The organism is Arthrobacter sulfonylureivorans, assembly GCF_022637435.1.
GTDB classification, from domain to species: Bacteria; Actinomycetota; Actinomycetes; order Actinomycetales; family Micrococcaceae; genus Crystallibacter; species Crystallibacter sulfonylureivorans.
This window is the reverse complement of the sequence record NZ_CP093326.1, coordinates 3921391-3944204: the sequence shown is the minus strand read 5'-3', so window position 1 is coordinate 3944204 and position 22814 is coordinate 3921391. Positions and strand designations below refer to the sequence as shown.

20 protein-coding genes and 2 riboswitches are annotated in these 22814 nt (G+C 68.1%); of the genes, 13 read left to right on the top strand and 7 right to left on the bottom strand.

Going from position 1 to position 22814, the window contains the following annotated elements:
• The first annotated feature begins 306 nt into the window (after window positions 1-306).
• Window positions 307-2502: a 4-alpha-glucanotransferase gene (gene malQ, locus MNQ99_RS18120; RefSeq protein ID WP_241913971.1), complete on the top strand. Its 2196-nt coding sequence runs from the start codon at window positions 307-309 to the stop codon at window positions 2500-2502.
• Window positions 2503-2763: 261 nt separating this feature from the next.
• Here the strand turns inward: malQ and MNQ99_RS18115 are convergent, their stop codons facing one another.
• The gene (locus MNQ99_RS18115; protein ID WP_241913970.1) at window positions 2764-3753 is read right to left on the bottom strand and encodes an ArsR/SmtB family transcription factor; all 990 of its coding nucleotides are present in this window, start codon (window positions 3751-3753) and stop codon (window positions 2764-2766) included.
• Between the two features lie 317 nt (window positions 3754-4070).
• Between MNQ99_RS18115 and MNQ99_RS18110 the strand changes: the two genes are divergently transcribed.
• A complete protein-coding gene (locus tag MNQ99_RS18110; protein WP_241913969.1) occupies window positions 4071-4391 on the top strand; it encodes a hypothetical protein in 321 nt (106 codons plus the stop codon).
• Between the two features lie 151 nt (window positions 4392-4542).
• Window positions 4543-5370, top strand: coding sequence for an endonuclease domain-containing protein (locus MNQ99_RS18105; protein WP_241913968.1), 828 nt, complete (start codon window positions 4543-4545; stop codon window positions 5368-5370).
• Between the two features lie 231 nt (window positions 5371-5601).
• Here the strand turns inward: MNQ99_RS18105 and acs are convergent, their stop codons facing one another.
• From acs to MNQ99_RS18085, 4 genes are all read right to left on the bottom strand, one after another.
• Window positions 5602-7671, bottom strand: coding sequence for an acetate--CoA ligase (gene acs / locus MNQ99_RS18100; RefSeq protein ID WP_241913967.1), 2070 nt, complete (start codon window positions 7669-7671; stop codon window positions 5602-5604).
• The gene (locus MNQ99_RS18095; protein ID WP_241913966.1) at window positions 7662-8585 is read right to left on the bottom strand and encodes an ABC transporter permease; all 924 of its coding nucleotides are present in this window, start codon (window positions 8583-8585) and stop codon (window positions 7662-7664) included. The genes acs and MNQ99_RS18095 overlap by 10 nt, the downstream gene beginning before the upstream one ends.
• Window positions 8585-9628 (bottom strand): aliphatic sulfonate ABC transporter substrate-binding protein, encoded by a 1044-nt coding sequence (locus MNQ99_RS18090; protein ID WP_241913965.1) that lies wholly within the window; start codon window positions 9626-9628, stop codon window positions 8585-8587. The genes MNQ99_RS18095 and MNQ99_RS18090 overlap by 1 nt, the downstream gene beginning before the upstream one ends.
• Before the next feature lie 99 nt (window positions 9629-9727).
• Window positions 9728-10567, bottom strand: coding sequence for an ABC transporter ATP-binding protein (locus MNQ99_RS18085; protein ID WP_241913964.1), 840 nt, complete (start codon window positions 10565-10567; stop codon window positions 9728-9730).
• Between the two features lie 325 nt (window positions 10568-10892).
• On the opposite strand from MNQ99_RS18085, the gene MNQ99_RS18080 reads away from it, so the two are divergent.
• The 6 genes from MNQ99_RS18080 (at window position 10893) to MNQ99_RS18055 (ending at window position 18352) form a co-directional block, all read left to right on the top strand.
• Window positions 10893-11261: a VOC family protein gene (locus MNQ99_RS18080; RefSeq protein WP_241913963.1), complete on the top strand. Its 369-nt coding sequence runs from the start codon at window positions 10893-10895 to the stop codon at window positions 11259-11261.
• A gap of 157 nt (window positions 11262-11418) precedes the next feature.
• Window positions 11419-11835, top strand: coding sequence for a CoA-binding protein (locus tag MNQ99_RS18075; RefSeq protein WP_241913962.1), 417 nt, complete (start codon window positions 11419-11421; stop codon window positions 11833-11835).
• Window positions 11836-12326: 491 nt separating this feature from the next.
• Window positions 12327-12441, top strand: a riboswitch (SAM riboswitch).
• Window positions 12442-12517: 76 nt separating this feature from the next.
• Entirely contained in the window at window positions 12518-13756 is a 1239-nt protein-coding gene (locus MNQ99_RS18070) for an acyl-CoA dehydrogenase family protein (RefSeq protein WP_241913961.1), read from the top strand.
• A gap of 190 nt (window positions 13757-13946) precedes the next feature.
• A complete protein-coding gene (locus tag MNQ99_RS18065) occupies window positions 13947-15221 on the top strand; it encodes an acyl-CoA dehydrogenase family protein (RefSeq protein ID WP_241913960.1) in 1275 nt (424 codons plus the stop codon).
• Between the two features lie 14 nt (window positions 15222-15235).
• Entirely contained in the window at window positions 15236-16705 is a 1470-nt protein-coding gene (locus tag MNQ99_RS18060; RefSeq protein ID WP_241913959.1) for an APC family permease, read from the top strand.
• Window positions 16706-16769: 64 nt separating this feature from the next.
• Window positions 16770-16861: riboswitch (SAM riboswitch) on the top strand.
• Window positions 16862-16948: 87 nt separating this feature from the next.
• Window positions 16949-18352, top strand: coding sequence for an LLM class flavin-dependent oxidoreductase (locus MNQ99_RS18055; RefSeq protein ID WP_241913958.1), 1404 nt, complete (start codon window positions 16949-16951; stop codon window positions 18350-18352).
• A 106-nt stretch (window positions 18353-18458) separates the two neighbouring features.
• On the opposite strand, the gene MNQ99_RS18050 is transcribed toward MNQ99_RS18055, so the two are convergent.
• Window positions 18459-19298 (bottom strand): DUF1206 domain-containing protein, encoded by an 840-nt coding sequence (locus tag MNQ99_RS18050; RefSeq protein ID WP_127515424.1) that lies wholly within the window; start codon window positions 19296-19298, stop codon window positions 18459-18461.
• A gap of 240 nt (window positions 19299-19538) precedes the next feature.
• On the opposite strand from MNQ99_RS18050, the gene MNQ99_RS18045 reads away from it, so the two are divergent.
• The 4 genes from MNQ99_RS18045 to MNQ99_RS18030 all read left to right on the top strand — a co-directional run bounded on the left by MNQ99_RS18045 (window position 19539) and on the right by MNQ99_RS18030 (window position 21743).
• On the top strand, window positions 19539-19943 hold the full coding sequence (locus MNQ99_RS18045; protein ID WP_127515426.1) for an MmcQ/YjbR family DNA-binding protein: 405 nt from the start codon (window positions 19539-19541) through the stop codon (window positions 19941-19943).
• A 3-nt stretch (window positions 19944-19946) separates the two neighbouring features.
• Window positions 19947-20483 (top strand): DUF1990 family protein, encoded by a 537-nt coding sequence (locus MNQ99_RS18040; RefSeq protein WP_241913957.1) that lies wholly within the window; start codon window positions 19947-19949, stop codon window positions 20481-20483.
• 45 nt (window positions 20484-20528) lie between these two features.
• Window positions 20529-20849 carry a putative quinol monooxygenase gene (locus MNQ99_RS18035; RefSeq protein WP_127515430.1) on the top strand — a complete coding sequence of 107 codons (321 nt, stop codon included), beginning with the start codon at window positions 20529-20531 and terminating at the stop codon, window positions 20847-20849.
• 90 nt (window positions 20850-20939) lie between these two features.
• Window positions 20940-21743 carry a phosphotransferase gene (locus tag MNQ99_RS18030; protein ID WP_241913956.1) on the top strand — a complete coding sequence of 268 codons (804 nt, stop codon included), beginning with the start codon at window positions 20940-20942 and terminating at the stop codon, window positions 21741-21743.
• Between the two features lie 46 nt (window positions 21744-21789).
• Here MNQ99_RS18030 and MNQ99_RS18025 read toward each other — a convergent pair whose 3' ends face one another.
• Window positions 21790-22782, bottom strand: a complete 993-nt coding sequence (locus tag MNQ99_RS18025) for a LacI family DNA-binding transcriptional regulator (RefSeq protein WP_127515467.1) — start codon at window positions 22780-22782, stop codon at window positions 21790-21792.
• Window positions 22783-22814 lie beyond the last annotated feature (32 nt).

Sequence of the window (22814 nt, the reverse complement as noted above, 5' to 3'; positions counted from 1 at the left end):
GTCTTGCCTTGAATTCCCAGTACGACGGCGGTGCTTGCCGCAGGTGGGCCCGGAACCCACACCTGCTGCCTGGTTCGCAGAAACCCACCGGTCCGGGTGGGTTAGCAGACTCCCCGGCACAGGTCCGGGTGGGTTCGCAGACTTCCCGGCACAGGTCCGGGTGGGTTCGCAGACTTCCCGGCACAGGTCCGGGTGGGTTCGCAGACTTCCCGGCACAGGTCCGGGTGGGTTCGCAGACTTCCCGGCACGGGCCAGGGTGGTGCGCAGACTCCCGACAGGCCCGGGCGGTTCCCGTAGATTGGGTGCATGGCTGAGCTCACGGCGCTGCAGCGCCTCGCACGGGAACACGGCGTCGGCACTACTTTCCGCGGTTGGGACGGCATTGAGCAAGCGGTCGGCCCGGCAACGCTGGTTGCTGTCCTCACCGCGCTGGGTGTCCCCTGCGAGACCGACGACGATGTCACCGTCTCCCTCCGGGCCGCGGAACTCGCGCCGTTGCAGCGCACGCTGCCGCCCGCCGTCGTCGTCCGCCAAGGAGACGCCGCTGAGGTGCCGGTAAATGTGAGCCCGGGCGCCCGCCCCCGGGTGCAGATCGTATTGGAGGACGGGTCGCGCCGCGACGTCGAGGTGGTGGTCGGCGGGCCGCATGAGGCAGTGGGCGTTCCGCGTGATCGCCTGGCCGCGGTGGTGCCGGCCGACCTCCCGCTGGGCTGGCACACACTCGAGGTGACCGAGGCCGGAGCCGACCAGGCTCCAACCGGCCAGGCCGGAGCCGGCCAGACCGCAACCGACCGGCCCCGAACCGGGCGTCTCACCAGCCATTCCCCGGCGACGCCCGGCAGCCATCCCCCGGCGACGCCCGGCAGCCAGGCGCAGTGCGCGCTGGTGGTCACCCCGCAACGGCTCACCACCGCCGATCGGCTTGACCGAAGCTGGGGCCTGATGGCGCAGCTGTACTCGGTGCGCTCGCGGTCGTCCTGGGGCATCGGCGATCTTGACGACCTGGCCGTGCTGGCCGAAACGGCTGCCGCCAAGGGCGCCGGGTTCGTCCTGATCAACCCGCTGCACGCGGCACAGCCCAAGCCGCCGGTGGAGCCCTCGCCCTACCTGCCCGCAACGCGCCGCTTCGTCAACCCGATCTACCTGCGGGTCGAGGACGTGCCTGAAGCCCGTGACATCCCGCTGCGGAACGATTTCCACAACGCGAACCTCGACGCCGGCATCCTGGACCGTGATCCCGTTTTCGCGGCCAAACTACAGGCGCTGGAGGCGGTCTTCGCGGTACCTCGGTCCGCGGAACGGCAGCAGCAGTTCGACGCCTTCCGTGCTCAAGAAGGCGAGGGGCTGGAGCGTTTTGCCCTGTGGTGTGCGCTCGCCGAAACCCTTCCGCCCGGCGCTCCCGAGTGGTCGGATCCGGAGTTCATCGAATCGCAGCGCAGTGCGCTCAAGGACCGGGTCGAGTTTCACGAGTGGCTGCAGTGGCTGTGCGACGAGCAGCTTGAGGCCGCGCAGCGCCGCGCCCTCGATGCGGGAATGAACCTCGGGATAGTGCATGACCTCGCGGTCGGCGTCCATCCTGCCGGCGCCGATGCCTGGAGTTTGCAGGAGGTGCTGGCCGCCGACATCTCGGTGGGCGCGCCGCCGGACATGTTCAACCAGCAGGGCCAGAACTGGTCCCAGCCCCCGTGGCATCCCGAACGCCTCGCCGAGTCCGGCTATGCCGCCTACCGGGACATGCTGCGGACCATCTTGCGCCACGCCGGCGGCATCCGGGTGGACCACATCCTCGGGCTGTTCCGGCTCTGGTGGATCCCCGTCGGTGGCCCGCCCGGCGAAGGCGCCTACGTGTACTACGACCACGAGGCCCTGATCGGCATCCTCGCCCTAGAAGCCGAACGGGCCGGCGTCGTGGTGATCGGCGAGGACCTCGGGGTCTTCGAGCCCGGTGTGCAGGACTATCTGGCCGAGCGCGGCATCCTGGGCACCTCCATCCTGTGGTTCGAGTACGACGGCGCCACGCCCCGGCCGCCGGAGAGCTACCGCCGCTCCTGCCTCACCAGCGTCACCACCCACGACCTTCCGCCCACCGCCGGGTACCTTGCCGGCGAGCATGTGGACCTGCGCGACTCGCTGGGCCTGCTGAACCGGCCGGTGGAGGAGGAGCGCACCCTGGATCAGGCAGCCCAGGAGTCGGTGCTTTCCCTGGTGCGTTCGCGGGTTCCGGCTGCTTCACAGCACGACGGCGGCGCCGGCACCTCCGGCGAGCAGCGGACCGTGGAGGCGTTGCACGCGTTCATCGCCCAGACCCCGTCGGTGCTGCTGGGCGTTGCCCTGACGGACGCCGTGGGGGAGCGGCGGACGCAGAACCAGCCGGGCACCGCGGACGAATACCCCAACTGGCGGATCCCGCTGGCCGGCCCGGACGGGGAAGCCTTCCTGCTTGAGGACCTGGCCGCCAACGAGCGGTTCGACTCGCTGGTGCGTGCGTTGCGGGAGCGGTAGACGGTCCCAGACGGGCAGCGCGGCAGTGGGTGCCGGACGCGTCTCCTACCGCGCGTTGTCCCCTTGAACCCCGCGCGTCGTCACAACCGGGCCAGCAGTGCCTCACCGGTTTCGGCACGCCGGAGCGACGCTGCTGAACGTGACCGGTTGTCCATGTTCAGCGGGAACTGTCCATGTCTTGGAACGGCGTCTGGCGCTGACTAGGACAAACGCAAAAGCTTCCCGCAAAACATGGACAGGCCGGGATCGTGGCCGGCGTCGTCACAGCCGGGCCAGCAGCGCCTCCCCGGTTTCGGCCCGCCGGTAGAACACCTCGCGGCCGGAACGCATGGTGGCCGCCAAACCGCTTTCGGACATCACCTTCAGATGCTCGTTGACCGTCCCGGCGGCGAGGTCCAAGCAGCGGGCGAGCTGCGTCGTCGTCATTGGCACGTCGAGTTGCGCCAGGATCTGCGCCCGGGTCTTGCCGAGCAGTCGGGCCACCGGGCTGTGCGTCGCCTCGCGGCTGGCTTCCCAGAGCCGGCCGACTCCGCGCGGTGCGTAGGTGAGCGTGGGCACGAACGGCCGGACGTTGAGCACCAACGTGTTGGGCCAAACGAATGCGTTCGGCACCAGCAGCAGCCCGCCGCCGGGCTCGGGAACGTCGTCGGCCTCGCAGCCGCGCATGATTTCCAGGCCGGTGGGCGTGGGGCGCACGCTGGGGTGCAGGCTCTTGAAGACCTCGAGGATGCCATCGCGCGACAGTTGGGCCAGGCGGCTGTCGATATCCGCCAGCAGAAGGGAGCGCAGGCGCGGCCACACGGGTTCGATGGCGGTGCTCCAGTACCACTCGAGGGCGGCGGTAATGCGCGGGATGCCGGCGTCGAAGTCCTCCGCGAGCCGCTGCAGTTCCTCGCGGGCGTAGTCGGCCGGACTCTGGCTGAGCAGGTGGGTGACGTCGCGCTGCCACACCCCGGGCGGCACACCGGCGACGGCGGCAAGGCCCTCGGCGAACGTGCCTTGGTACTTCGGCGTTGGGGTGATGGAGTCAGCCAGGAAGCCTTTCGGCGGAACCAGCGCGGTGAGCAGGCGCAGGTGGTCGCGGGCTTGCGGGTCGGCCGACTCGGCGATGCGGCGCTTGGTGGCCTCGATCCATGGGCGGTGGATGGGCGTGCCCACCTGCAGGGCGCGAAGGCTGGCGACAGTTTCGCCCAGCGGCGCCGCCTCGAACCGGACCTTGGTCAGGTCCTCGCTGCTGAGCGTAATGTGCATGGGAACAGCGTAAGGTCGCCCGCCGCGCCGGTCGAGGATTCGGGGTGGACCGAATCGTGGGCACGATCGGAGCGTGGAGACCGGAGCGCGATTTTGAGTGCCGGCTGCCTAGCTGCGGGCGGCTGACCCAACCGCCATGGAGGGGGCCCAGCCCGGATCCCGCGGCGGCAGCCGTGGCCGGAGCGATGACCCGCGGTAGCCGCTCGTGCGGCGCCGGCCCCCGGGACCTTTCTGCTCCAAGTGCTTTGCGGATTTATTCCCGATTCGGGTTCTGCCGAATCGTGGCTCTTGCCTGCGAGTGCGCGGAATCTGAAGCCATGACTACTTCAACGCATTCCCGACACCACCGCGACATCGCTGACCGGACACACCGCTTCGGCGCGTCCTTCACCCCCTCATCCATCCAGCCGGCCACGGCAAGCGTTCGGTCGACCATTTCAGTGCCGGCTCGCGAGGCTGCCCGCCCTGGTGCCATCGGTGGTATCCGGCCCAGGGTAACTGCCCTGTTCCATGCTCTGGCGGCAACTGCTCGCAGGCTCAGCGCCTCGTGGCAAGACGGCGCCGCCAAAGACGCCCTGATCGAGGAGCACCGCGACAAGGTCCGTTCGCAGATCCACCTCTTCGGCGGCCGCTACTGAAGGCAACGGGCTCTGGGGCGTCCTCATACAGGGCCGCGCACCCGACCTCCCTTGGCTGAGTTGGCAGGGCCTGATCTGGCGACGTAGTTCGTTGTCCACAAGAATTGCGGCGATCTATCAGTCCGCGACCGCAGCCTCCATGCTCGTGAATATGGGCGACGCAATAGCCGGTTACATTGAACGGCGCGGTGGAACACTCCAGACCAGCGAGCTGGTCCGATGCGGCTATAGCCGAGTCCAGATCCAGGCAGCTATCAAGAATGGCGCGATCACCGTGCTCCGCCAAGGAGTCGTCGGGACGGAGAGCGCTGACGCCGAGCAACGCGTAGCGGTACTGGCCAACGGACTGATCACCTGCATCTCGGCGGCTCAGGAACTCGGGCTCTGGACGATCAAAGACCCGGAGCAATTGCACCTTTGGACGCTCCATAGCCGGCAGCCGGCGTCCACGATCAAGCACCGAGGAGACTTGGTGAGGCCGCACCGACCGGGGAATTACGTGGGCATCCTGGACTGCTTACTGCACGCCATTCGGTGCCGGCCTCGGCTGGAGGCGCTGGTCATAGCGGAATCGGCGGTGCGCCGGGGCGCAGTCAGCAAAGCCGAACTGCTGGAGTTGCTTCCGGGCAAGCGGAACGGTATTCGACGGGCAGTCGTTTTAGGGATCGGTGATGACGCGGATTCGCCGCTCGAGATTATCGCCCGCGACCTGTTCCGGGCCGTCGGGCTGCGGGTGGAAACCCAGGTTCCGATTCCGGGGCTTGGTCGGGTGGACATAGTGGTGGAAGGCCGGATCATCATTGAGCTCGACGGGTTCGACTTCCACTCGGACCGTGCGGCCTTCAAGAAAGACCGCAAAAGGAACAACGCCGGCATGCTGAGCGGGTTTCCCACTCTGCGGTATGTGTACGAAGATCTTGTCTTCACGCCTCAGAACGTTGTCGCCGAGGTCATGACGATGCTGCGCCGGGTTGCCTGAACGCCAGAGGTTTTGCCTCCAGAACGTCATGCAGGCGGCCACGCAGCCGGTCCGCTGTCCAAGTTCAGCAGGAACTGTCCATGTTTTGGAGCGGCATCTGGCGCTGACTAGGGAAAACGCTCAGCGGTCCGCCAAGACATGGACAGCCCGGCTGGTGAAGCCAGGAGGCCGGCCAAAGTCCGGGAAGTTTTGGCCGGCCACGGCGAAAGGCCGCCGGCCGCGGTAAAGCCCCTACCGCGGCTGGCAGATGGCCTGGATCTCTGCGATGCACGGCTCGTTCTGCAGCGACGTGGTGTCGCCCAGCGTGGTTCCCTCAAACAACTGGGTCAGCAGCCGGCGCATGATCTTGCCGGACCGGGTCTTGGGCACATCCGGTACAAACACCACGTCGCGCGGCTTGGCAATCGGCCCGATCTGCGTGGCCACGTGCTCCCGCAGCGCGGCAACCGCTGCGGCCTGCTCGGCCGTCAGCGCCGCGGCCGCCGCACCCTCCGCCCCGATCAGAGACTTGTCCAGCGGCACCACAAACGCGGTCGCGGCGTGCCCGGTTTTCGCGTCGTACGTCGGGCAGACGCCGGCCTCCACCACGGCAGGATGCGAGACCAGCGCGGACTCGATCTCGATCGTGGACAGCCGGTGGCCCGAGATGTTGATGACGTCATCCGTCCGGCCCAGGATCCAGGTGTCGTCATCGGCGTCGAACCGGGCGCCGTCGCCGGCCAGGAACCAGCCCTGCGCCGCGTACTTCTCCCAGTAGGAGCTGAAGTAGCGCTCCGGGTTTCCCCACACGGTCCGGGCCATCGACGGGCCGGTCTTGGTGACCACAATGTTGCCCTGCTGTTCGGCACCCACCCGGGCACCGCCGTCGTCCACAATGTCCGTGGCCAGCCCCGGCAACGCGCGCGTGGCGCAGCCGGGCTTGAAGGAGGCGTCCGTCTGACGCGGCGAGAGGACGGTGGCGCCGGTTTCGGACTGCCACCAGGTGTCCACCATGGGAATGCCCGACGACGGGTCCCCGGCAACCAGCGAATCGCGGCCCACCTGGGCGCGCAGCCAGCGCCACGCCTCCGGGTTCACCGCCTCGCCCACGGTACCGGCCAGCCGGATGGAGCTCAGGTTGTACTCGGCGGGAATGCCGTCCGGGAACCAGCCCATCAGCGACCGGACCAGCGTGGGCGCGGTGTAGTAGCTGGTCACGCCGTAGCGCTGGATCACCTCGAAGTGCCGGCCGGGGTGCGGGGCGTTCGGCACGCCCTCGTAGATCACCTGGCTGACACCGTTGCTCAGCGGCCCGTAGATCTCGTAGGTGTGCGCGGTGACCCAGGCCAGGTCCGCCGTGCACCAGTGCACATCGTCCGCCCGCGTGTCCGGGTCCGGGTTGCTGAACAGGTACGAGTGGCTGAACGAGGCCTGCGTCAGGTACCCGCCGGTGGTGTGGACCAGGCCCTTGGGCTGGCCGGTGGTGCCGGAGGTGTACATGATGAACAGCGGCGTCTCGGCGTCGAACGCCTCCGCCTGGTGCACCCGCGGCTGCGACTCGACGACGTCGTGCCACCAGACGTCGCGGCCTTCCACCCAGTTGATGTCCGTGTGCCCGGTCCGGTTGATCACCAGCACGTGCTCGATCGCGTTCTCGCCGGAGACGGCCTCGTCAGCATTGGCCTTGACCGGGACGGCGGTACCGCGGCGGTACTGGCCGTCGGTGGTGACTAGCAGCTTGGCACGGGTGTCCTCCACCCGGAACTTCAGCGCCTCCGCAGAGAAGCCGCCGAACACCAGCGAATGCACCGCGCCGATCCGTGCGCAGGCCAGCGTGATGACGATGGTCTCCACCAGCACCGGCAGGTAGATGACCACCCGGTCACCCTTGCCGATGCCCAGCGCCAGCAGCGCGTTGGCGGCCTGCGAGACCAGTTCCTGCAGCTCGCGGTAGGTCACCGTGCGCCGGTCGCCGGGTTCGCCCTCGAAATGAAGGGCGACCTTGTCGCCGAGCCCGGCCGCCACGTGCCGGTCGGCGCAGTTGACCGCGGCGTTCAGCCTGCCGCCGTCGAACCAGCGCAGCTCCGGGCCGCGGCGCGCCTCGGTGTCCACCGGGGTGGCCGAGTGCGCGGTGTGCCACGGCTCGTTCCACTCCAGCCGGGCGGCGGCGCGCTCCCAGAACGCAATCCGCTCGGCCTCGGTCTGCGGTTCCGGCCAGGCGGTGACCTGGTCGCGGTACGGCGCCTGGCCCTCTTCCAGCACGACGGCGGTGCCTCCGGCGGTTGTCCGGACGGCGGCGGTTTCGGCTACTTCTATGCCCATCTCTTGACTGCCCATTTCTCCGCAACTCCCAGGAGCGCGTCGGTGATTTTGCCGATGATGGCCAGCAGGACGATGGCCAGCAGCAGCCTGTCGGTGCGGCCGTTGTTCTGTGAGTCCGTGAGCAGGAAGCCCAGACCCATGGAGGAAGCGATCAGTTCCGCAGCCACCAGGAACAGCCAGGCCTGGGCCAGCGCCAGCCGCAGGCCGGAGAACACTGCCGGGACCACTGCCGGCAGCTGCACGGTGGTCAGCAGCTTCACGCCCTTCAGCCCGAACGCGCGGCCGGCCTCCACCAGGTTGTTGTCCACGTGGCGCAGCGCCAGCGAGACCGTGGTGAACACCGGGAAGAATGCGCCGATCAGGATCAGCGTGACCTTGGAGTCCTCGCCGATCTTCATCCACAGGATCAGCAGCGGCACCCACGCCAGCGACGGCACGGCACGCAGCGCGCCGATGGTGGGGGAGAGCAGCACATCGGCAACCTTCGACAGGCCGATCAGCGCGCCGAAGACCAGGCCCAGGGCGGCGCCGAAGGCGAAACCGAGCAGCACGCGCTGGGTGGAGATGGCCACGTGCTGGGCCAGCTCGCCGCGCTGAATCAGGTCAACCGCGGCCTCGACGACCGCCCCGGGCGCCGGCAGCTGGACGGAGCTGAACAGTCCGGCCGAGGTGCTCCACTGCCACGCAGCCAGCACGGCAGCCGGCAGCAGCAGGCCCAGCAGCAGGCGCGCCCAGCCGTTGCCGAGCACCCCGGCCGCGGAGCGACCGCTGGCCGGGCTCCGTTCCGGCGCGGGGCCGTCCTGGTGCGGCCGGTCCGTCTCTGCGGTCTTGAGGACGCCGGAGGCTTTGAGGCCTTCCTGGCTGGTGGCGTAAACGCTGTTGCCGGATGCGCCGGGGTTGCCGAGGTGCGTCATTAGGATGCCTTGATGACCGACGGATCGGCCTTCTTCACCAGCGAGTCGTCAAGCAGGGTGGCCAGGGCCTCGTCGATGTCGGCCTGGCTCTTCACGTCACCGGTCTCGACGAACGCCGGGCCGACCTTCTCCAGCACGGCGCGCTGCTTCTCGCCCGGAGCGGCTTCCACGTCCAGATTGCTGCGCTCGGTGATCACCTTGGTGGCGACCTCAAGGTCCAGGCCGGCGACGTCCGCGAGGATCTGAGCGGTTTCCTCCGGGTTTTCGGCGGCCCAGGCGCGGGCCTTCTCGTAGGCGTTCACCACGGCCTGGGCGAGCTCCGGCTCTTCCTGCAGGAAGGACTCGGTGGCGTTCAGGAAGCCGTAGGTGTTGAAGTCCAAGTTCCGGTAGAACAACTCGGCGCCGTCCTGTTCGGCACCGGCCATGATCGGATCCAGGCCGGACCAGGCATCCACCGAGCCCTGCTTCAGCGCGGTCAAACCATCGGCGTGCTGCAGATTCTCCACGGTGACGTCGTCAGCGGAGAGGCCGGCCTCTTCCAGCGACTGCAGCAGGAAGAAGTAGGGGTCGGTGCCCTTGGTGGCGGCCACGGACTTGCCCTTGAGGTCCTCCACGGAGTCGATGCCGGAGTCGGGCAGCGTGACCAGTGCGGCCCATTCCGGCTGCGAGTAGAGGCTGATGGTCTTGATCGGCGAACCGTTGGCGCGGGCCAGCAGCGCGGCGGAACCCGCGGTGGATCCGACGTCGACGGCGCCGGAGCGCAGTGCCTCGTTGGCCTTGTTGGAACCGGCCGACTGCAGCCAGTTCACCTCGACGCCGTCGTCGGCCAAGGTGGCCTCCAGCCAGCCCTTCTCCTTGATGATCAGGCTCAGCGGGTTGTAGGTGGCGAAGTCGATGTTGAGCACACCGTCGCCGGTGCCCTCGGCCGCGGTGGCTTCGGAGTTTTCACCGGCAACGCAGCCGGTCAGGGCCAGCGAGGCGGTGGCGGCGACGGCGGCCGCGCCCAGGATCGAGCGGCGGGAGAAGCGGCGGGCAATAGACATGGTGGTCCCTTCGAACGGTGCGCGGAACAGGAGAAGCTCCGCGGTTACGGGTGGTTTTGGGCACGGACGGCCCGGAAAGTGCTGAAGGTGTGAGGCGGCCTAGTGGCCGTCGACGCCGAGGCTTTCGAGCAGTGAGCGGCGCATTCGGGCCAGCTCCACGGAACCGCGGTCCCGCGGGCGGCTGCCGGGAACCTCTACGGTGCGCACAATCGTGGCGCCGTCGTGCTCGCGGCCTTCTTCCTTGCCCAGCAGGATGATCCGGTCCGCCAACTGCAGGGCTTCGTCCACATCATGGGTCACCAGCAGCACGGTGGTGGGTTCCGCCGCGTGGATGTCCAGCAGCAGATCCTGCATCTTGATCCGGGTCAGCGCGTCCAGCGCGCCGAACGGTTCGTCCAGCAGGAGTACCCCCGGGTTGCGGGCCAGGGCGCGGGCCAGCGAGGCTCGCTGCGCCATGCCGCCGGAAACTTCGCGCGGACGGTGCTTGGCGAAGGTGTCCAGGCCCACCAGTTCCAGCAACCGGGCGACCTTGGACTTGCCCTGTTTGGCGCTGGAGGACTTGGGCAGGCCGATGGCCACGTTGGCCTGCAGGGTGTGCCAGGGCAGCAGCCGCGGTTCCTGGAACGCGACGGCGCAGCGCGAGTCGATGCCCTGGACCGGCGTGCCGTCAATGTCCACGCTGCCGCGGCTGGGCGCGTCGAGTCCGGCGGTGGCGCGCAGCAGGGTGGACTTGCCGCAGCCGGACGGGCCCAGGATGGCCAGCACTTCGCCGGGGCGTACGTCGAAGTTCACGTCACGCAGCACGGTGTGGGCGTTCTCGCCGGCGCCGAAGGTGCGGTTCAGGCCGCGGAAGGAAACCGCGAGGGCCGAGCCGGAACCGGAAGCGGGTGCAGCGGAAGCGGGAGCCACGTCGCGGGACGACGACAGTACTGCAGTCATGGGATCACTCCATCGATCCTGGCAGTAGCACCCTACGGTTCAAGCCGTTCGTCCGGCTTCCGCCGGCCGTACCCGTGGCTTGTCACCTCGTTATCACCGGCAGTCTGGGATGGCTTCCGGTGACCAGGGTTGCTGCGGCGTCGTCGATCCAGGTCTCTCGGCCGCTCGGGATGGTCAAGACTAACTAAACGGCACTCCCGGCATCCGCGGCAAACGGCCCGTAATAAAGCGGCGTAACAAACCGCGGCACAAAGATCGGCTCACGCCGGTTGCCCGAGCGCGCAAATCCGTAGACGCTGGTCTGTGCCGATGGCAGGATGGCCGCATGAAAATCAACCGTCACATCATCGTGTTCGACGCCGCCGACCTGGACGCGGAGAGCAGCTTCTGGGCAGGCATGCTGGACGGGACGGTCAAGGCCGAGGATGACTGGCATACCGTTTCCGTGGCTGGCGAGCCGCAACTGGCGGTCCAGTTGGCGCCCGACCACACCTCGCCGGAATGGCCCGACGGCGCGCCGCAGCAGATCCATCTGGACCTCTACATCGATGACTTGGCCAAGGCCCATGAATTGGCAACGTCACTCGGCGCCAAGCTGCTGAAACCCGCCGACGACGCCGCGGCCGACTCGGGATTCCAGGTCTACGCGGACCCCGCCGGCCACCCGTTCTGCTTCTGCTGGGGCGCCGGTTGACCACACGCGCTGAGCTCATCACCGGGATGGGGAGCGCGGCAGATAACGCCTTTAAACCGCCGTTAGGACGTTAGCTCATTCCTCGTTTCTGGCAGCTGGGTGGGGGGAGCCGCGGGCGAAGGTACCGGTAGCGGGAACTCATGGGTAGGGTGGCGCCATGGCACACCAGAATGATCCCGAAGTCGTCAGCCGGCTGCTGAGCACGCCCGGCCGCTGGGCCGTCGTCGGCCTGTCCACGAACCCGCACCGGGTCGCCATGCGCATCTCCCGATACCTGATGGACCAGCTGGACATGGAGGTGGTCCCGGTCAACCTGCAGGGCGACGACGTCCACGGCCTGACCGGCTACCGGAAGCTTGCGGGCATTCCGGGCCAGATCGACGTGGTGGATTGCTTCGTCAACTCCCAGAAGGTCGGCCCGGTGGTGGACCAGGCCATTGAGGTGGGCGCGAAGGCGGTCTGGCTTCAGCTGGGCGTCGTCGACGAAGCCGCCGCGGAACGGGCCAAGGCCGCCGGACTCGACGTCGTGATGGACACCTGCCCGGCCATCGAAGCCCCGCGCTTCGGCCTATAAGCCGCGCTGCAGCGTAGGCATCAGGCGGATCGGCAGGCCAGGGCGACCGTGTCAGATCACAGCGGTTTTCGCTCACGCCGAACGGAGATGCCGCCGTGCAAGAGGAAAGCCCGCCGATGGGGGACCGGCGGGCTTTCAATTGTCGATACTAGGCGAACAGTTTTCAGCCATCGAATGGAGGAACTGGTCCTCATGCTTTGATCTCCCAGGCTCTCGGCCCGGAGCCCCGGGAGGTGAAAGGCGCGGGGCTCGCGTGGCGGTTATCCGCTAGTCCAGCCGATCTTCCCTCTTGCCCAGGTTGCAGCCTGGTCAGGCAACCTGGAGCGAACTGCCTCCGCTAACAACCGGTAAGTTCTTCTGACCTGGTCGGAACCGATCGAGGCCGGCGCAGCGGCGTCGTCATTATGAGGGGCCGTAACATTCGGCAGCGGAACGTCATGGCCCGTCACATGCTTCACAGCGCCGGATCGCGCCCGGCAGACTTTCCCCAAGATCAAGAGTCCCAACGACAAGCTCTGGCTGGTTGGGCGGCAACCCTCTTCCGTAGCGGGGTGCCCCAGATGAGGATCCGGCCGCGCACAGATCGGTGCCCGGCAAGTACGGCCCCCGCCAGGCTGCGTCGTCGACCGTAATGGTTGCTGCGCGCCGCAGGCAGGCGGGAGCCCCTGCATGAGGAGGCGCCATGGCCGCCGTCGTTATTGAAGAAAACCAGCAGACCCGCCGTTCGCCCTGGACCGGACACGCCAGCCGCGAAGAACTCGCCCACTGGCAGCAGATCACCGAGGGCGTGGCCGCCGTGCTGAGCGCGGACGTGCTGGAGCGGGACCGCCGCAACGCGGACCCGCAGGCCGAAGTGGAGCTGCTGCGCAGTTCCGGCCTGTTCAACCTGATCATCCCCACCGCGTGGGGCGGCGGGGGCGGCCACTGGGAAAGCGCGCTGCACGCCGTTCGCATCCTGGCCCGCACCGATGCTTCGATCGCGCAGATCCTGGCCTACCACTACGCCAATCTCGGCGCCGTGGTGTTCTACGGCGACGCGCAGGTCCAGGAACGCCTGCTCCGCCGCTCGGCCCAAAGCGGCTGGTCCTGGGGCGACTCGGTCAACCCGGTGGACCCGAATCTGGAACTGGTCCCCGCCGGCGATGGCTACCGGCTGGACGGCGTCAAGCACTTCTCCACCGGAGCGTCCGTGGGCGACGCGATCCTAGTCAACGCCGCGGTCACGGCCGGACCCGACCAGGGCAAGTTCCTGGCGCTGGCGCTGGAACATGACCGCGCCGGGATCTCCTTCCTCGGCGACTGGGACGCGCTGGGCCAGCGCCTCTCCGCGAGCGGCTCCGTGAAGTACGACGGCGTGGCGGTCACCTCCACTGACATCATCGGCGAGGTGGGGGAGGAGCCCTTTTCCAGCCTGGTGACGCCGTACATCCAGTTGGCGTTCGGCAACCTCTACTTGGGCATCGCGCAGGGTGCACTGGAACGCGGGCGCCAGATCACCCTGGCGCGCAAGAACTCCTGGTTCCTCAGCAGCGCCGAAACCTACGCCCAGGATCCGCTGACCCAGCGGGTCTACGGGGAACTGGCGTCCCGCGTGGCAGCCGTGGAGGCCTTGGCGGACCGGACGAACGAACGCTTCGACGCCGCCATCGCCGACGGTGGGCAGCTGACGGTCGAAGCACGCGCCGACATCGAGATCGAGATCGCCCGGCTCAAGGTCGTCTCCACCGAGGTGGGCGTGGAGGTGGCCAACCGCATCTTCGAGGTGACCGGTTCCTCCTCCGCGAAAACCGAGGTGGGGCTGGACATCTTCTGGCGCAATGTCCGCACGCACACGCTGCACGACCCGGTGGACTACAAGAAGGTGGAGGTTGGCGCCCACTTCCTGCTGGGTGAAGTCCAGCCGATCTCGCTCTACACCTGATCCGTGCCGGGGCCCGCCCCGCGCAGCGCCCGTCCCGCGCAGCGCCCGTCCCGCGCAGCGCCCCCCCCCGCGAAGAACGCGTCACGCAAACGCATCACGCAAGACCCCTTCCGTGCAGAGCCCGGTCTGCGCGGCATCACCACCCGTCCCACCTCGGCCGTGCACGGCCGAGACCTCCAGGAGCACCACCATGACCGAAACCCTTGACCACGCAACCACTTCCCTCCACCCGACGCCGGCCTTCGAAGTGGCCGCCGCCAAGTACCGTCCGATCTTTCAGCGCATCGCCGCAGGAGCACTGGACCGTGAACTGGCCCGCGAGCTGCCGTTTGAGCAGATCGGTTGGCTGAAGGACGCCGGCTTTGGCGCCGCCCGGATCCCCGCCGAGCTCGGCGGCGACGGGTTGGGCTGGGAGGAGTTCACCGAACTGCTGATCCAGCTGGCCGCCGCGGACAGCAATATTCCGCAGGCGCTGCGCTCGCACATAGCCCTGGTGGAGGAGAACCTGTACCACCACGGCCGCAGCGGCGACCGCAGCAACTGGCTGCAGCGCTTCGCGTCCGGTGAGCTGGCCGGCAACGCGTGGACCGAACCGGGTGCCGGCGGAACCGCCACGGTGCTCTCCGAATCCGGCGGCAAGCTGGTGCTGAACGGGCGCAAGTTCTACACCACGGGCACCATCTTCGCCGACTGGATCGATGTCACCGCCAAGCGGCCCGACGGCTCGGACGTCTCGGTGATCATCTCCACCAAGACAGCCGGCGTGGAAACCTATGACGACTGGGACGGCTTCGGCCAGCGGCTGACCGGCAGCGGCACCACGGTGTTTACCGACGCCGAGGTGGACCCGGCGAATGTGTCAGCGTTCGCCGACCGCTTCCCGTACCAGACGGCGCTCTACCAGCACATCCTGCTGGTGGCCCTGGCCGGCATCGCGCAGGCGGTCACCACCGACGCGGCCACGAACGTGCGGGAACGCAAGCGGGTGTTTGGCCACGGCAACGCGCCGCTGGTCCGGCACGACGCGCAGATCCTGCAGGTGGTCGGCGGTATCAGCGCCAAGGCCTACGCCGCCAGGGCAACCACCCTGAGCGTGGCGCGCAGCCTGGATCGGGTGTTCGCCTCCCGGCAGGAAGGCGCCGACGCCGAGAAGGCGGCCAACATCGCCGTCGAACTGGAATCCGGCCAGGCCCAGATTGTGCTCAGCACGCTGGTGCCGCAGGCAGCCGGCGAACTGTTCAACACGCTCGGCGCCTCCTCCACCAGCACCGGCAAGTCGCTGGACCGGCACTGGCGCAATGCCCGCACCGTCGCCACGCACAACCCGTTCATCTACAAGTCCCGGATCGTGGGCGATTGGGAAGTCAACGCCACCGAACCCCCGTTCGTCTGGACGATCGGCGAGGCCAACGCCGACGCCGCGCGCCAGCCACACAGCCCCGCCGCCCCTTCCGCGGCAGTCTAAGAAGAAGGCCAGCCATGTCTGTTTCCAACCCCCAAACCCTCGCGGCCCCGCAGGCCGCACCCGCAGGCTCGCCCGACGCTGGAACCGCGCCGCGGCTCTCCGGCCGGCTCGGCGTCGCTAGCATCGTGCTGATCGTAGTGGCCGCCGCTTCGCCCCTGGGCGTCATCGGCGGAACGGTTCCGCTGGCCATCGCCAGCGGCAACGGCGCCGGTCTCCCGTTCATCTACCTGCTGGCCACCGCAATCCTGCTGTTGTTCGCCGTCGGTTTCACCACCATGACGCCGCACGTGCCGTCGGCCGGCGCGTTCTACAGCTACGTGGACAAGGGCCTGGGCCGCCGCGCCGGACTGGGCGCGGCCTTCGTTGCCTTGCTCTCCTACCTCGCGCTGGAAGCCGGTGTTTACGGGCTCTTCGCCCCGGCCGTCGACGAGGTGGTCCGCGCCTACGGTGGTCCCGCGCTGCCCTGGTGGGTGTGGGCCGCCGCCGCGCTGGTTGCCGTGGCGTGGCTGGGGCACCGCAACATCGAGTTGTCCGGCAAGGTGCTGGCCGTGCTGCTGGTGGCCGAAGTGCTGATTGTGCTGGTCCTGGATGCGGCCATCGTCTTTGGCGGCGGCGGGTCCGAGGGCCTCTCCGCCGGGTTCATTACCCCGTCCACCGTGCTGTCCGGGGCGCCCGGGATCGCGCTGCTGTTCGCCATCCTGAGTTTCATCGGCTTCGAAGCCACCGCCGTTTTCCGGGACGAGGCCCGCGACCCGGACAAGACGATCCCGCGCGCCACCTACGTGGCCCTCCTAGTGGTGGGCGGTTTCTATGCGCTCTCCAGCTGGCTGCTGATCAGCGTCTGGGGTGACAACGGGATTGTGCAGAAGGCCACGGACGCACCCGGGACCCTGCTGTCCGAGACCACCGCGCTCTACCTGGGCACGGCCGGCAGCCACATTGTCCAGGTCCTGCTCGCCAGCAGCCTGTTCGCGTGCATCCTGTCCTTCCACAACATCAGCTCCCGCTATTTCTTCCAGCTGTCGAGGAAGGGAATCTTTCCGCCCAAGCTGGCCAGCACCCACGCGAAGCACCGCTCTCCGCACCGGGCCTCGGGAGCGGCCACGGCCGTGGTGGCCCTGTTCCTGCTGGTCGCGGTGGTGGCCGGGTGGGATCCGATCGTGCAGTTCTACACCTGGTTCGCCGGCTTCTCCTCGCTGGGCGTGGTGGTGCTGATGACGCTCACCAGCGTCGCCGTGCTGGTCTTCTTCCGCCGGCAGGGAGCACCGGCCCGCAGCTGGAAGCGCTCCCTTGCACCCGCTCTTGGACTCCTGGGGCTGCTGGGGATCCTGGGCCTGATCCTGCAGAACCTCCCGACCCTGGTCGGCAACAGTGTGCCGCTGGCGATCGCCGTCGTCGTGCTGATTTTGGCCTGCTTTGGCGCCGGAGCAGTGGTGGCATCCAAGCGGCCGAAGGCCGCAGCCGGCGCCGCACCGACGTCGTAATTTCTTACCCCGCGTGACGCGGGGCATTTCCCTCCGCGGCGCCTCCGGGTGTCCAATGGAGGGGTACCCATCCAGAGCGGCCGAGAGACCTGGCTTGTTGACGCCGCAGCAACCCCCTCGATTCGAGGAAGGTGCTACCGCCAGGACCGATGGAGAAGCTCGATCTCTCGTTGGTTCCTCTAGGGCCACTGCATGCCCGCCGGGGATCGGCGCGGGCTCTTCTCATCAGTAAAGGAGCCTGACATGACCGTAAAAGACCCGCAGCGCCACGTCCGCCTCAACGCGTTCGACATGAACTGCGTTGTCCACCAGTCCCCGGGGCTGTGGCGTCATCCGCAGGACCAGGCGGACCGCTACAACGATCTGGAGTACTGGACGCACCTGGCCCAGGTGCTGGAGAAGGGCAAGTTCGACAGCCTTTTCATCGCCGACGTGCTGGGCACCTACGACGTGTTCGGCAGCACGAACGAAATCCCGCTGTCCGCCGGCGCGCAGGTGCCGGTGAACGACCCGATCCTGCTGGTGTCCGCGATGGCCGCCGTGACCAAGAACCTGGGCTTCGGGATCACCGCCGGCACGGCCTATGAGCACCCGTACCCGTTCGCCCGCCGGCTGGCCACGCTGGACCACCTCACCAAGGGCCGCGTGGGCTGGAACGTGGTGACCGGCTACCTGCCCTCCGCCGCTCGGAACATGGGCCAGGAAGACCAGCTGGAACACGACGAGCGTTACAACCACGCGGACGAATACCTCGAGGTGGTCTACAAGCTGCTGGAGGGCTCGTGGGAGGACGACGCCGTGGTCAAGGACCGCGAATCCGGCGTGTACACCGACCCGAGCAAGGTGCACGAAATCCGGCACGAGGGCCAACACTTCAAGGTCCCCGGCATCGCCATCACCGAGCCCAGCCCGCAGCGCACCCCGGTGATCTTCCAGGCCGGCGCCTCGGCCCGCGGCATGCGCTTCGCCGCCGAGAACGCCGAGGCCGTCTTCGTGAGCTCCCCGACCAAGGAGATCCTCACGTCCACCGTGGCCAAGATCCGCGACGCCGCCGAGGCTGCCGGCCGGGGCCGCTACGACATCCGGATCTACGCCATGCAGACGGTCATCACGGCAGCCACTACCGAGGAGGCGCAGGCCAAGTACCGGGACTACGCCTCCTACACGGACATCAACGGCTCGCTGGCGCTGCTCTCCGGCTGGACCGGCATCGACATGTCCCAGTTCGACCTGGACGACGTGATCGGCGAAGACGTGAAGTCCAACGCCATCCAGTCCTCGGTGGAGAACTTCAAGAAGGCCTCCGGCGACGCGGACAAGCCGTGGACCATCCGCCAGATGGCGCAGTGGATCGGCGTCGGCGGCTTCGGCCCGGTCACCGTCGGCTCCGGCGCCGAGGTGGCGGACAAGCTGATCGAATGGGTGGACGACACCGACGTGGACGGCTTCAACCTGGCCTACGCCATCACCCCCGGCACGTTCGAGGACGTCGTGGAGTTCGTGGTGCCCCAGCTGCAGGCCCGCGGTTCCTACCCCACGGACTACGAGCCGGGCACGCTGCGCAACAAGCTCTTTGGCCGCGGCGACAAGCTGCCGGAGAACCACAAGGCTGCCGGCTTCCGGCTGCACAACTCCTTGGTCCGCTGACCTCGGCCGGTTGCTGATAGCCGCTGAACCGCGGTCACCAGCTGAACCACGACGGCGGTGCGCCGCCCCTTATCGGGGGCAGCGCACCGCCGTCGGGCTTTCAGCCTTACATCTTCGCGTAGCGCGCCCGGGCACCCAGATAGAGCCCGTAGCAAATCAGGCCGACGGCCACCACCGCCAAGGCGGCAGGCCCGAGCGGCTGCTCGCGCAGCGCCTTGAGCGCACCATCCAGGCCCTTCACGTCCTGCGGGTCGTTCTGCACGGCGGCGACCGCCAACAGCAGCCCGAGCACAAACAAGGCCAGTCCCTTGCCGACAAAGCCGACGATGCCCACCCAGGTCACGGCGGTGCGGACTCCGCCGGCGGGCAGCGGTTTGAGGTCGGCGAAGAAGTTCCGGAACAAGCCCTTGATCACGTAGTAAATTCCGGCTCCGATGATCACCGCGCCGATCAGGAAGAGCACCACGGCGCCGCCCGGCCACTGCATCAGCTTGGTACTGGCATCCTGCGATTTCTCGCTGCTGTTGCTGCCGGAGCCCAGGGCAAAGCTGCCGAAGGTCACCGCTATGGCGCCGTACACGATGGCCAGGCCCACGGCCTTGGCACGGTAGCCCCACTTTTTCTTCTGCTCCAGGTTGCGGCCGCCGAATACCGCGTCGCTGACCTGCCACAGGGCCAGGGCCGCGGCACCCAGCATGCCCGCCCAGAGCAGGAACAGCCCGCCCGGGTTCTGCGCCAGACTGGAGGCTGCTCCCGACTGGTCCGCCTCGCCGCCTCCGCCGAAGGCCAGTCGCAGCGCGATCGCGCCGATCAGCACGTGCAGCAGCCCGCTGGCCGCATACCCGGTGCGTGCCACCCACTCAAAAGTCTTGGAGTCGGCGGCCTCCTCGGTCTTGTCCACAGCCTTGCCGGCCGCCCGCTTGGCCTCCCTGCCGGTGTCTGCCATGGCTCTCCTCTCATTGGGCCGGCCGCGCCCGGCACCTCGTGGCGCCCCCTGAGGAGCTGGTGCCGGCGCGCAAGCACCGCCGTTGTTCCCCGTGAAACATCCGTGAAACCATCCTGCCACCGAAGCCGCCGCCGCGCACCGGGGCGTGGCCAGGCTGACCGTCGCTCCAGCCCGCGCGGATCCTCGGCCTGGCCTGCGCAGCCCGTGACCGGTTGGGCAGGTAGCAGTAGGCTCGTGCCTATGGACGCCACCGCGCTGCGTGAATTCTGCCTCTCCCTGCCCGGGACGTTCGAGGACTTCCCGTTCGGCCCGGAGGCATCGGTGTTCAAAGTCCGTGCGCCCGGGCGGACCGCGAAAATGTTCGCGTTGTCGGACCTGCAGTCGCCGCGGTTGAGCATCAGTCTCAAGTGCGAACCGGTGCTCGCCCAACAGTTGCGCACGGCGCATCCGGAGATCACCGGGGCCTACCACATGAACAAAACGCACTGGAACGGGGTGCGCTGCGACGGCGCGCTGCCCGATGACATGCTGCGCGACATGATCGAGGACTCGTACGATCTGGTGGTGGCGTCGCTGCCGCGCCGGGACCGCGAGTCGCTGGGCTGGATGGGCCTGGCCCGCGGCGACGACGTGCGGCAGGGCTGAGCGGTGCTGGCCAAGGATCTCAGCGGTGCCGAGCTGACGTACGACGACGAGGGGCTCACCCGCGTGCGCCGCACGCCGCCGGGATATCGGACCACCGCCGTGCGCACGGCGGTTGGCGTCGGGGAGGACGCGTTCCGCCGACTGGCCGAGGGCCTGATGGGCTGGGAACTGCACCGGCTGGCTGGCCTGCGCGTAGATGCGTCTACGCCCGCGGCCGCGGCAGGCGTGGACGTGGTACCCGGATTCGGGGTCGGACCGCTGCGGCTGTCGGCGCCCTGCCGCGTGGTGTGGACGGAGCGTAGCCCAACCCGGACGGGGTTTGGCTACGGCACGCTGCCGGGACATCCGGAGTCAGGAGAAGAGGGCTTTGTGGCGTTGCTGGAGGAGAACGGGCTGGTGGTCTTCGACCTGTTTGCGTTCAGCCGGCACTCCAACTGGTTTTACCGGGTAGGCGGCCCGGTGGCGGAAGCCGCCCAGCGGCTGGTCACGCGGCGGTATGTTGCCGCCGCCAAAGCGCTGGCCGGCGGCCTGGCCGGATGATCGCATGACAGGATTGAAGGACACCTAGAGAAAGGCTGAATCCGCGTGATTTTCATTGTGGTCAAGTTCAAGGTCAAGAACGAGCACGCCGATAACTTCCCGGAGCTGGTCCGCGAGTTTACCGAAGCCACCCGCGCCGAGCCCGGCAATCTGTGGTTCGACTGGTCCCGCAGCGTGGAGGACCCGAACGAGTATGTCCTGGTGGAAGCCTTCAAGGATGACGCCGCCGAAGCGCACGTGAAGAGCGAGCACTTCAAGAAGGCCATGCAGGAGCAGCCGCAGTACCTGCAGGAGACTCCGCGCATCATCAGCCGCCAGATCGAGGGCGAGGGCTGGGACGAGATGGGCGAAATGAGCGTCGCCTAGCAGTTTTCAGCTGGTGGGGCAGGCAGCGCCTGCCCCACCAGCGTTTAAACAGGCCGCCCCAGCGACGCGTACCGCGGTAGGGTATGGCCCATGAACGACGGCGAGGTGCTGGCTGGCGGTGTCGCCAACGCCGGGTCGATCATCAGAATTGGCGATGAGGTTCGCCGCCCCGCCTCGGCCCAGACGGAACTGGTTTTTAGCCTGCTTGAACATGTCAGGTCCAAGGGCTTCACTGGAGTTCCGGAGCCCTTGGGACGTGATGCACAAGGCAGGGAGCGGCTGCGCTTCATTCCGGGAGAGGTGGCCATTCCACCGTTTCCTCGGTGGTCGCTTTCCCCCGGCCTGCTGGCGTCGGTCGCACGCCTGTTGCGCGCATTCCATGACGCCGTTGCCGACTTCGTTCCACCTGCGAACGCCAGATGGAACACCGAGCTGGCACATCCCGCGGGCGGGCAGATCATCGGGCACAACGATGCGTGTGTGGAGAACGTCATTGTGCGCGGGGGACGAGCAGCCGCGCTGATCGACTTTGAATTCGCCGCCCCGACCCACCCGCTGCACGATCTCGCGGTCCTGGCGCGGCACTGGGTCCCCCTTGAAACCCCAGAGGACGCGGCGCGCGACGGCCGCTCGGGCCTTGACGTTGCCGCCCGGTTTCGGATCGTGGCGGACGTCTACGGGATTCCCTTCGGCGCGAAGCGCGAAGAGTTCTTGGATCACGTCGTCGCGGGTATCCACCGTTCCGGTCCCTTCGTTCTGGCTCGCATCGCGCGCGGAGAGCAAGCCTTCATCGACATGTGGGAACGCAGCGGTGGACATGATCGGATTGCACGGCGCATAGCCTGGATCGACTCGATCCGATCCGAGCTGTCCATGGCGCTCAACACCGCCTAGAACCTGCCGTCGGCTGCCCGGCCCGGTCCACATCCGCCGCCGTTAGTTAGCTGGCGGCGGTCCGCTCCGTGGAGCCGCGCACAATCAGAGAGCTCTCCAAAGTGAGCTGGGGCTGCTCAAGGTCGCGGCCTTCGATCAGGCCGCGCAGCTGTTCTCCGGCCTTGAGGCCCAGGCGGGTGGCGGGAAGGTGGACGCTGGTGAGGCCGGGGTTACTGGTGGCGGAGTAGGGCAGGTCGTCAAAGCCGGCGACGGCGAGTTCGTCCGGAATCCGCAGGCCGGCAACGCGCGCTTGCTGCAGCACGCCGTACGCATGGGTGTCGGTGGCGCAGACGACGGCGGTGACACCCGCTTGCTGCCACTGGGGCCAAGCGGCGGCAAACGCGTCGGCTGACGCGCCGACGTCGATCGTGGTGCTGATCAGGTGGGCCGGGTCCACGGTCATTCCGCGCCCGGCCGCCTCCGCCAGGAAGGTTGTTCGGCGGATGGTGAAGGTGGCTGTGCCGGTAACGCTGTCCAGGTAGGCCACTCGCTGGTGGCCGGAGGCGGCCAGATGCGCCGCGAGTTCGCGGGCGCCGTGGGCCACGTCGAGGTTGACGGACGGCGCATAAGCCTCCAGCCCGGGCGCGTCGAGCAGCACCATGGGGCCGGTGGTGGAGAGGTCCTCGAGGAACGCGGCATCGGGGGCATCCACCAGCAGACCTGCCGGGCGCAGGGCGAGGAGTCGGCGGATGTCATCGGCGCGGGGAAACTCGCCAGCCTCGGTGACGGAGAGCAGCAGCTGGAAGTCCGCGCCGAGGGACTCTCGGACGCCGGCAACGACCTTGGCGAAGAACGGGTTGGAAATGTCCGGCGCCACCAGAACCACAATGGAGCTGACTCCCTTGGCCAGCGAACTGCCCACGCTGTCCACCACGTATCCGAGTTCGGCGATGGCCTGGCTGACTCGGGAGATGTTGTCCGCGGACACCCGCCCGCGCGTCTTGCCGTTGGCCACCAGGGAAACCGTCGCCGTGGAGACGCCGGCGTGTGCCGCCACCATCGCCGCGGTCACCCGCCCACCGGTGTGCGGCG

Coding starts and splice junctions, on each gene's coding strand:
- MNQ99_RS18105 (WP_241913968.1), top strand. CDS start 4,543: ATGGGCGACGCAATAGCCGGTTACATTGAACGGCGCGGTGGAACACTC.
- MNQ99_RS18075 (WP_241913962.1), top strand. CDS start 11,419: ATGGCACACCAGAATGATCCCGAAGTCGTCAGCCGGCTGCTGAGCACG.
- MNQ99_RS18110 (WP_241913969.1), top strand. CDS start 4,071: ATGACTACTTCAACGCATTCCCGACACCACCGCGACATCGCTGACCGG.
- MNQ99_RS18050 (WP_127515424.1), bottom strand. CDS start 19,298: ATGGCAGACACCGGCAGGGAGGCCAAGCGGGCGGCCGGCAAGGCTGTG.
- MNQ99_RS18095 (WP_241913966.1), bottom strand. CDS start 8,585: ATGACGCACCTCGGCAACCCCGGCGCATCCGGCAACAGCGTTTACGCC.
- MNQ99_RS18025 (WP_127515467.1), bottom strand. CDS start 22,782: ATGGTGGCGGCACACGCCGGCGTCTCCACGGCGACGGTTTCCCTGGTG.
- acs (WP_241913967.1), bottom strand. CDS start 7,671: ATGGGCATAGAAGTAGCCGAAACCGCCGCCGTCCGGACAACCGCCGGA.
- MNQ99_RS18080 (WP_241913963.1), top strand. CDS start 10,893: ATGAAAATCAACCGTCACATCATCGTGTTCGACGCCGCCGACCTGGAC.
- MNQ99_RS18055 (WP_241913958.1), top strand. CDS start 16,949: ATGACCGTAAAAGACCCGCAGCGCCACGTCCGCCTCAACGCGTTCGAC.
- MNQ99_RS18030 (WP_241913956.1), top strand. CDS start 20,940: ATGAACGACGGCGAGGTGCTGGCTGGCGGTGTCGCCAACGCCGGGTCG.
- MNQ99_RS18045 (WP_127515426.1), top strand. CDS start 19,539: ATGGACGCCACCGCGCTGCGTGAATTCTGCCTCTCCCTGCCCGGGACG.
- MNQ99_RS18090 (WP_241913965.1), bottom strand. CDS start 9,628: ATGTCTATTGCCCGCCGCTTCTCCCGCCGCTCGATCCTGGGCGCGGCC.
- MNQ99_RS18060 (WP_241913959.1), top strand. CDS start 15,236: ATGTCTGTTTCCAACCCCCAAACCCTCGCGGCCCCGCAGGCCGCACCC.
- MNQ99_RS18115 (WP_241913970.1), bottom strand. CDS start 3,753: ATGCACATTACGCTCAGCAGCGAGGACCTGACCAAGGTCCGGTTCGAG.
- MNQ99_RS18065 (WP_241913960.1), top strand. CDS start 13,947: ATGACCGAAACCCTTGACCACGCAACCACTTCCCTCCACCCGACGCCG.
- malQ (WP_241913971.1), top strand. CDS start 307: ATGGCTGAGCTCACGGCGCTGCAGCGCCTCGCACGGGAACACGGCGTC.
- MNQ99_RS18085 (WP_241913964.1), bottom strand. CDS start 10,567: ATGACTGCAGTACTGTCGTCGTCCCGCGACGTGGCTCCCGCTTCCGCT.
- MNQ99_RS18070 (WP_241913961.1), top strand. CDS start 12,518: ATGGCCGCCGTCGTTATTGAAGAAAACCAGCAGACCCGCCGTTCGCCC.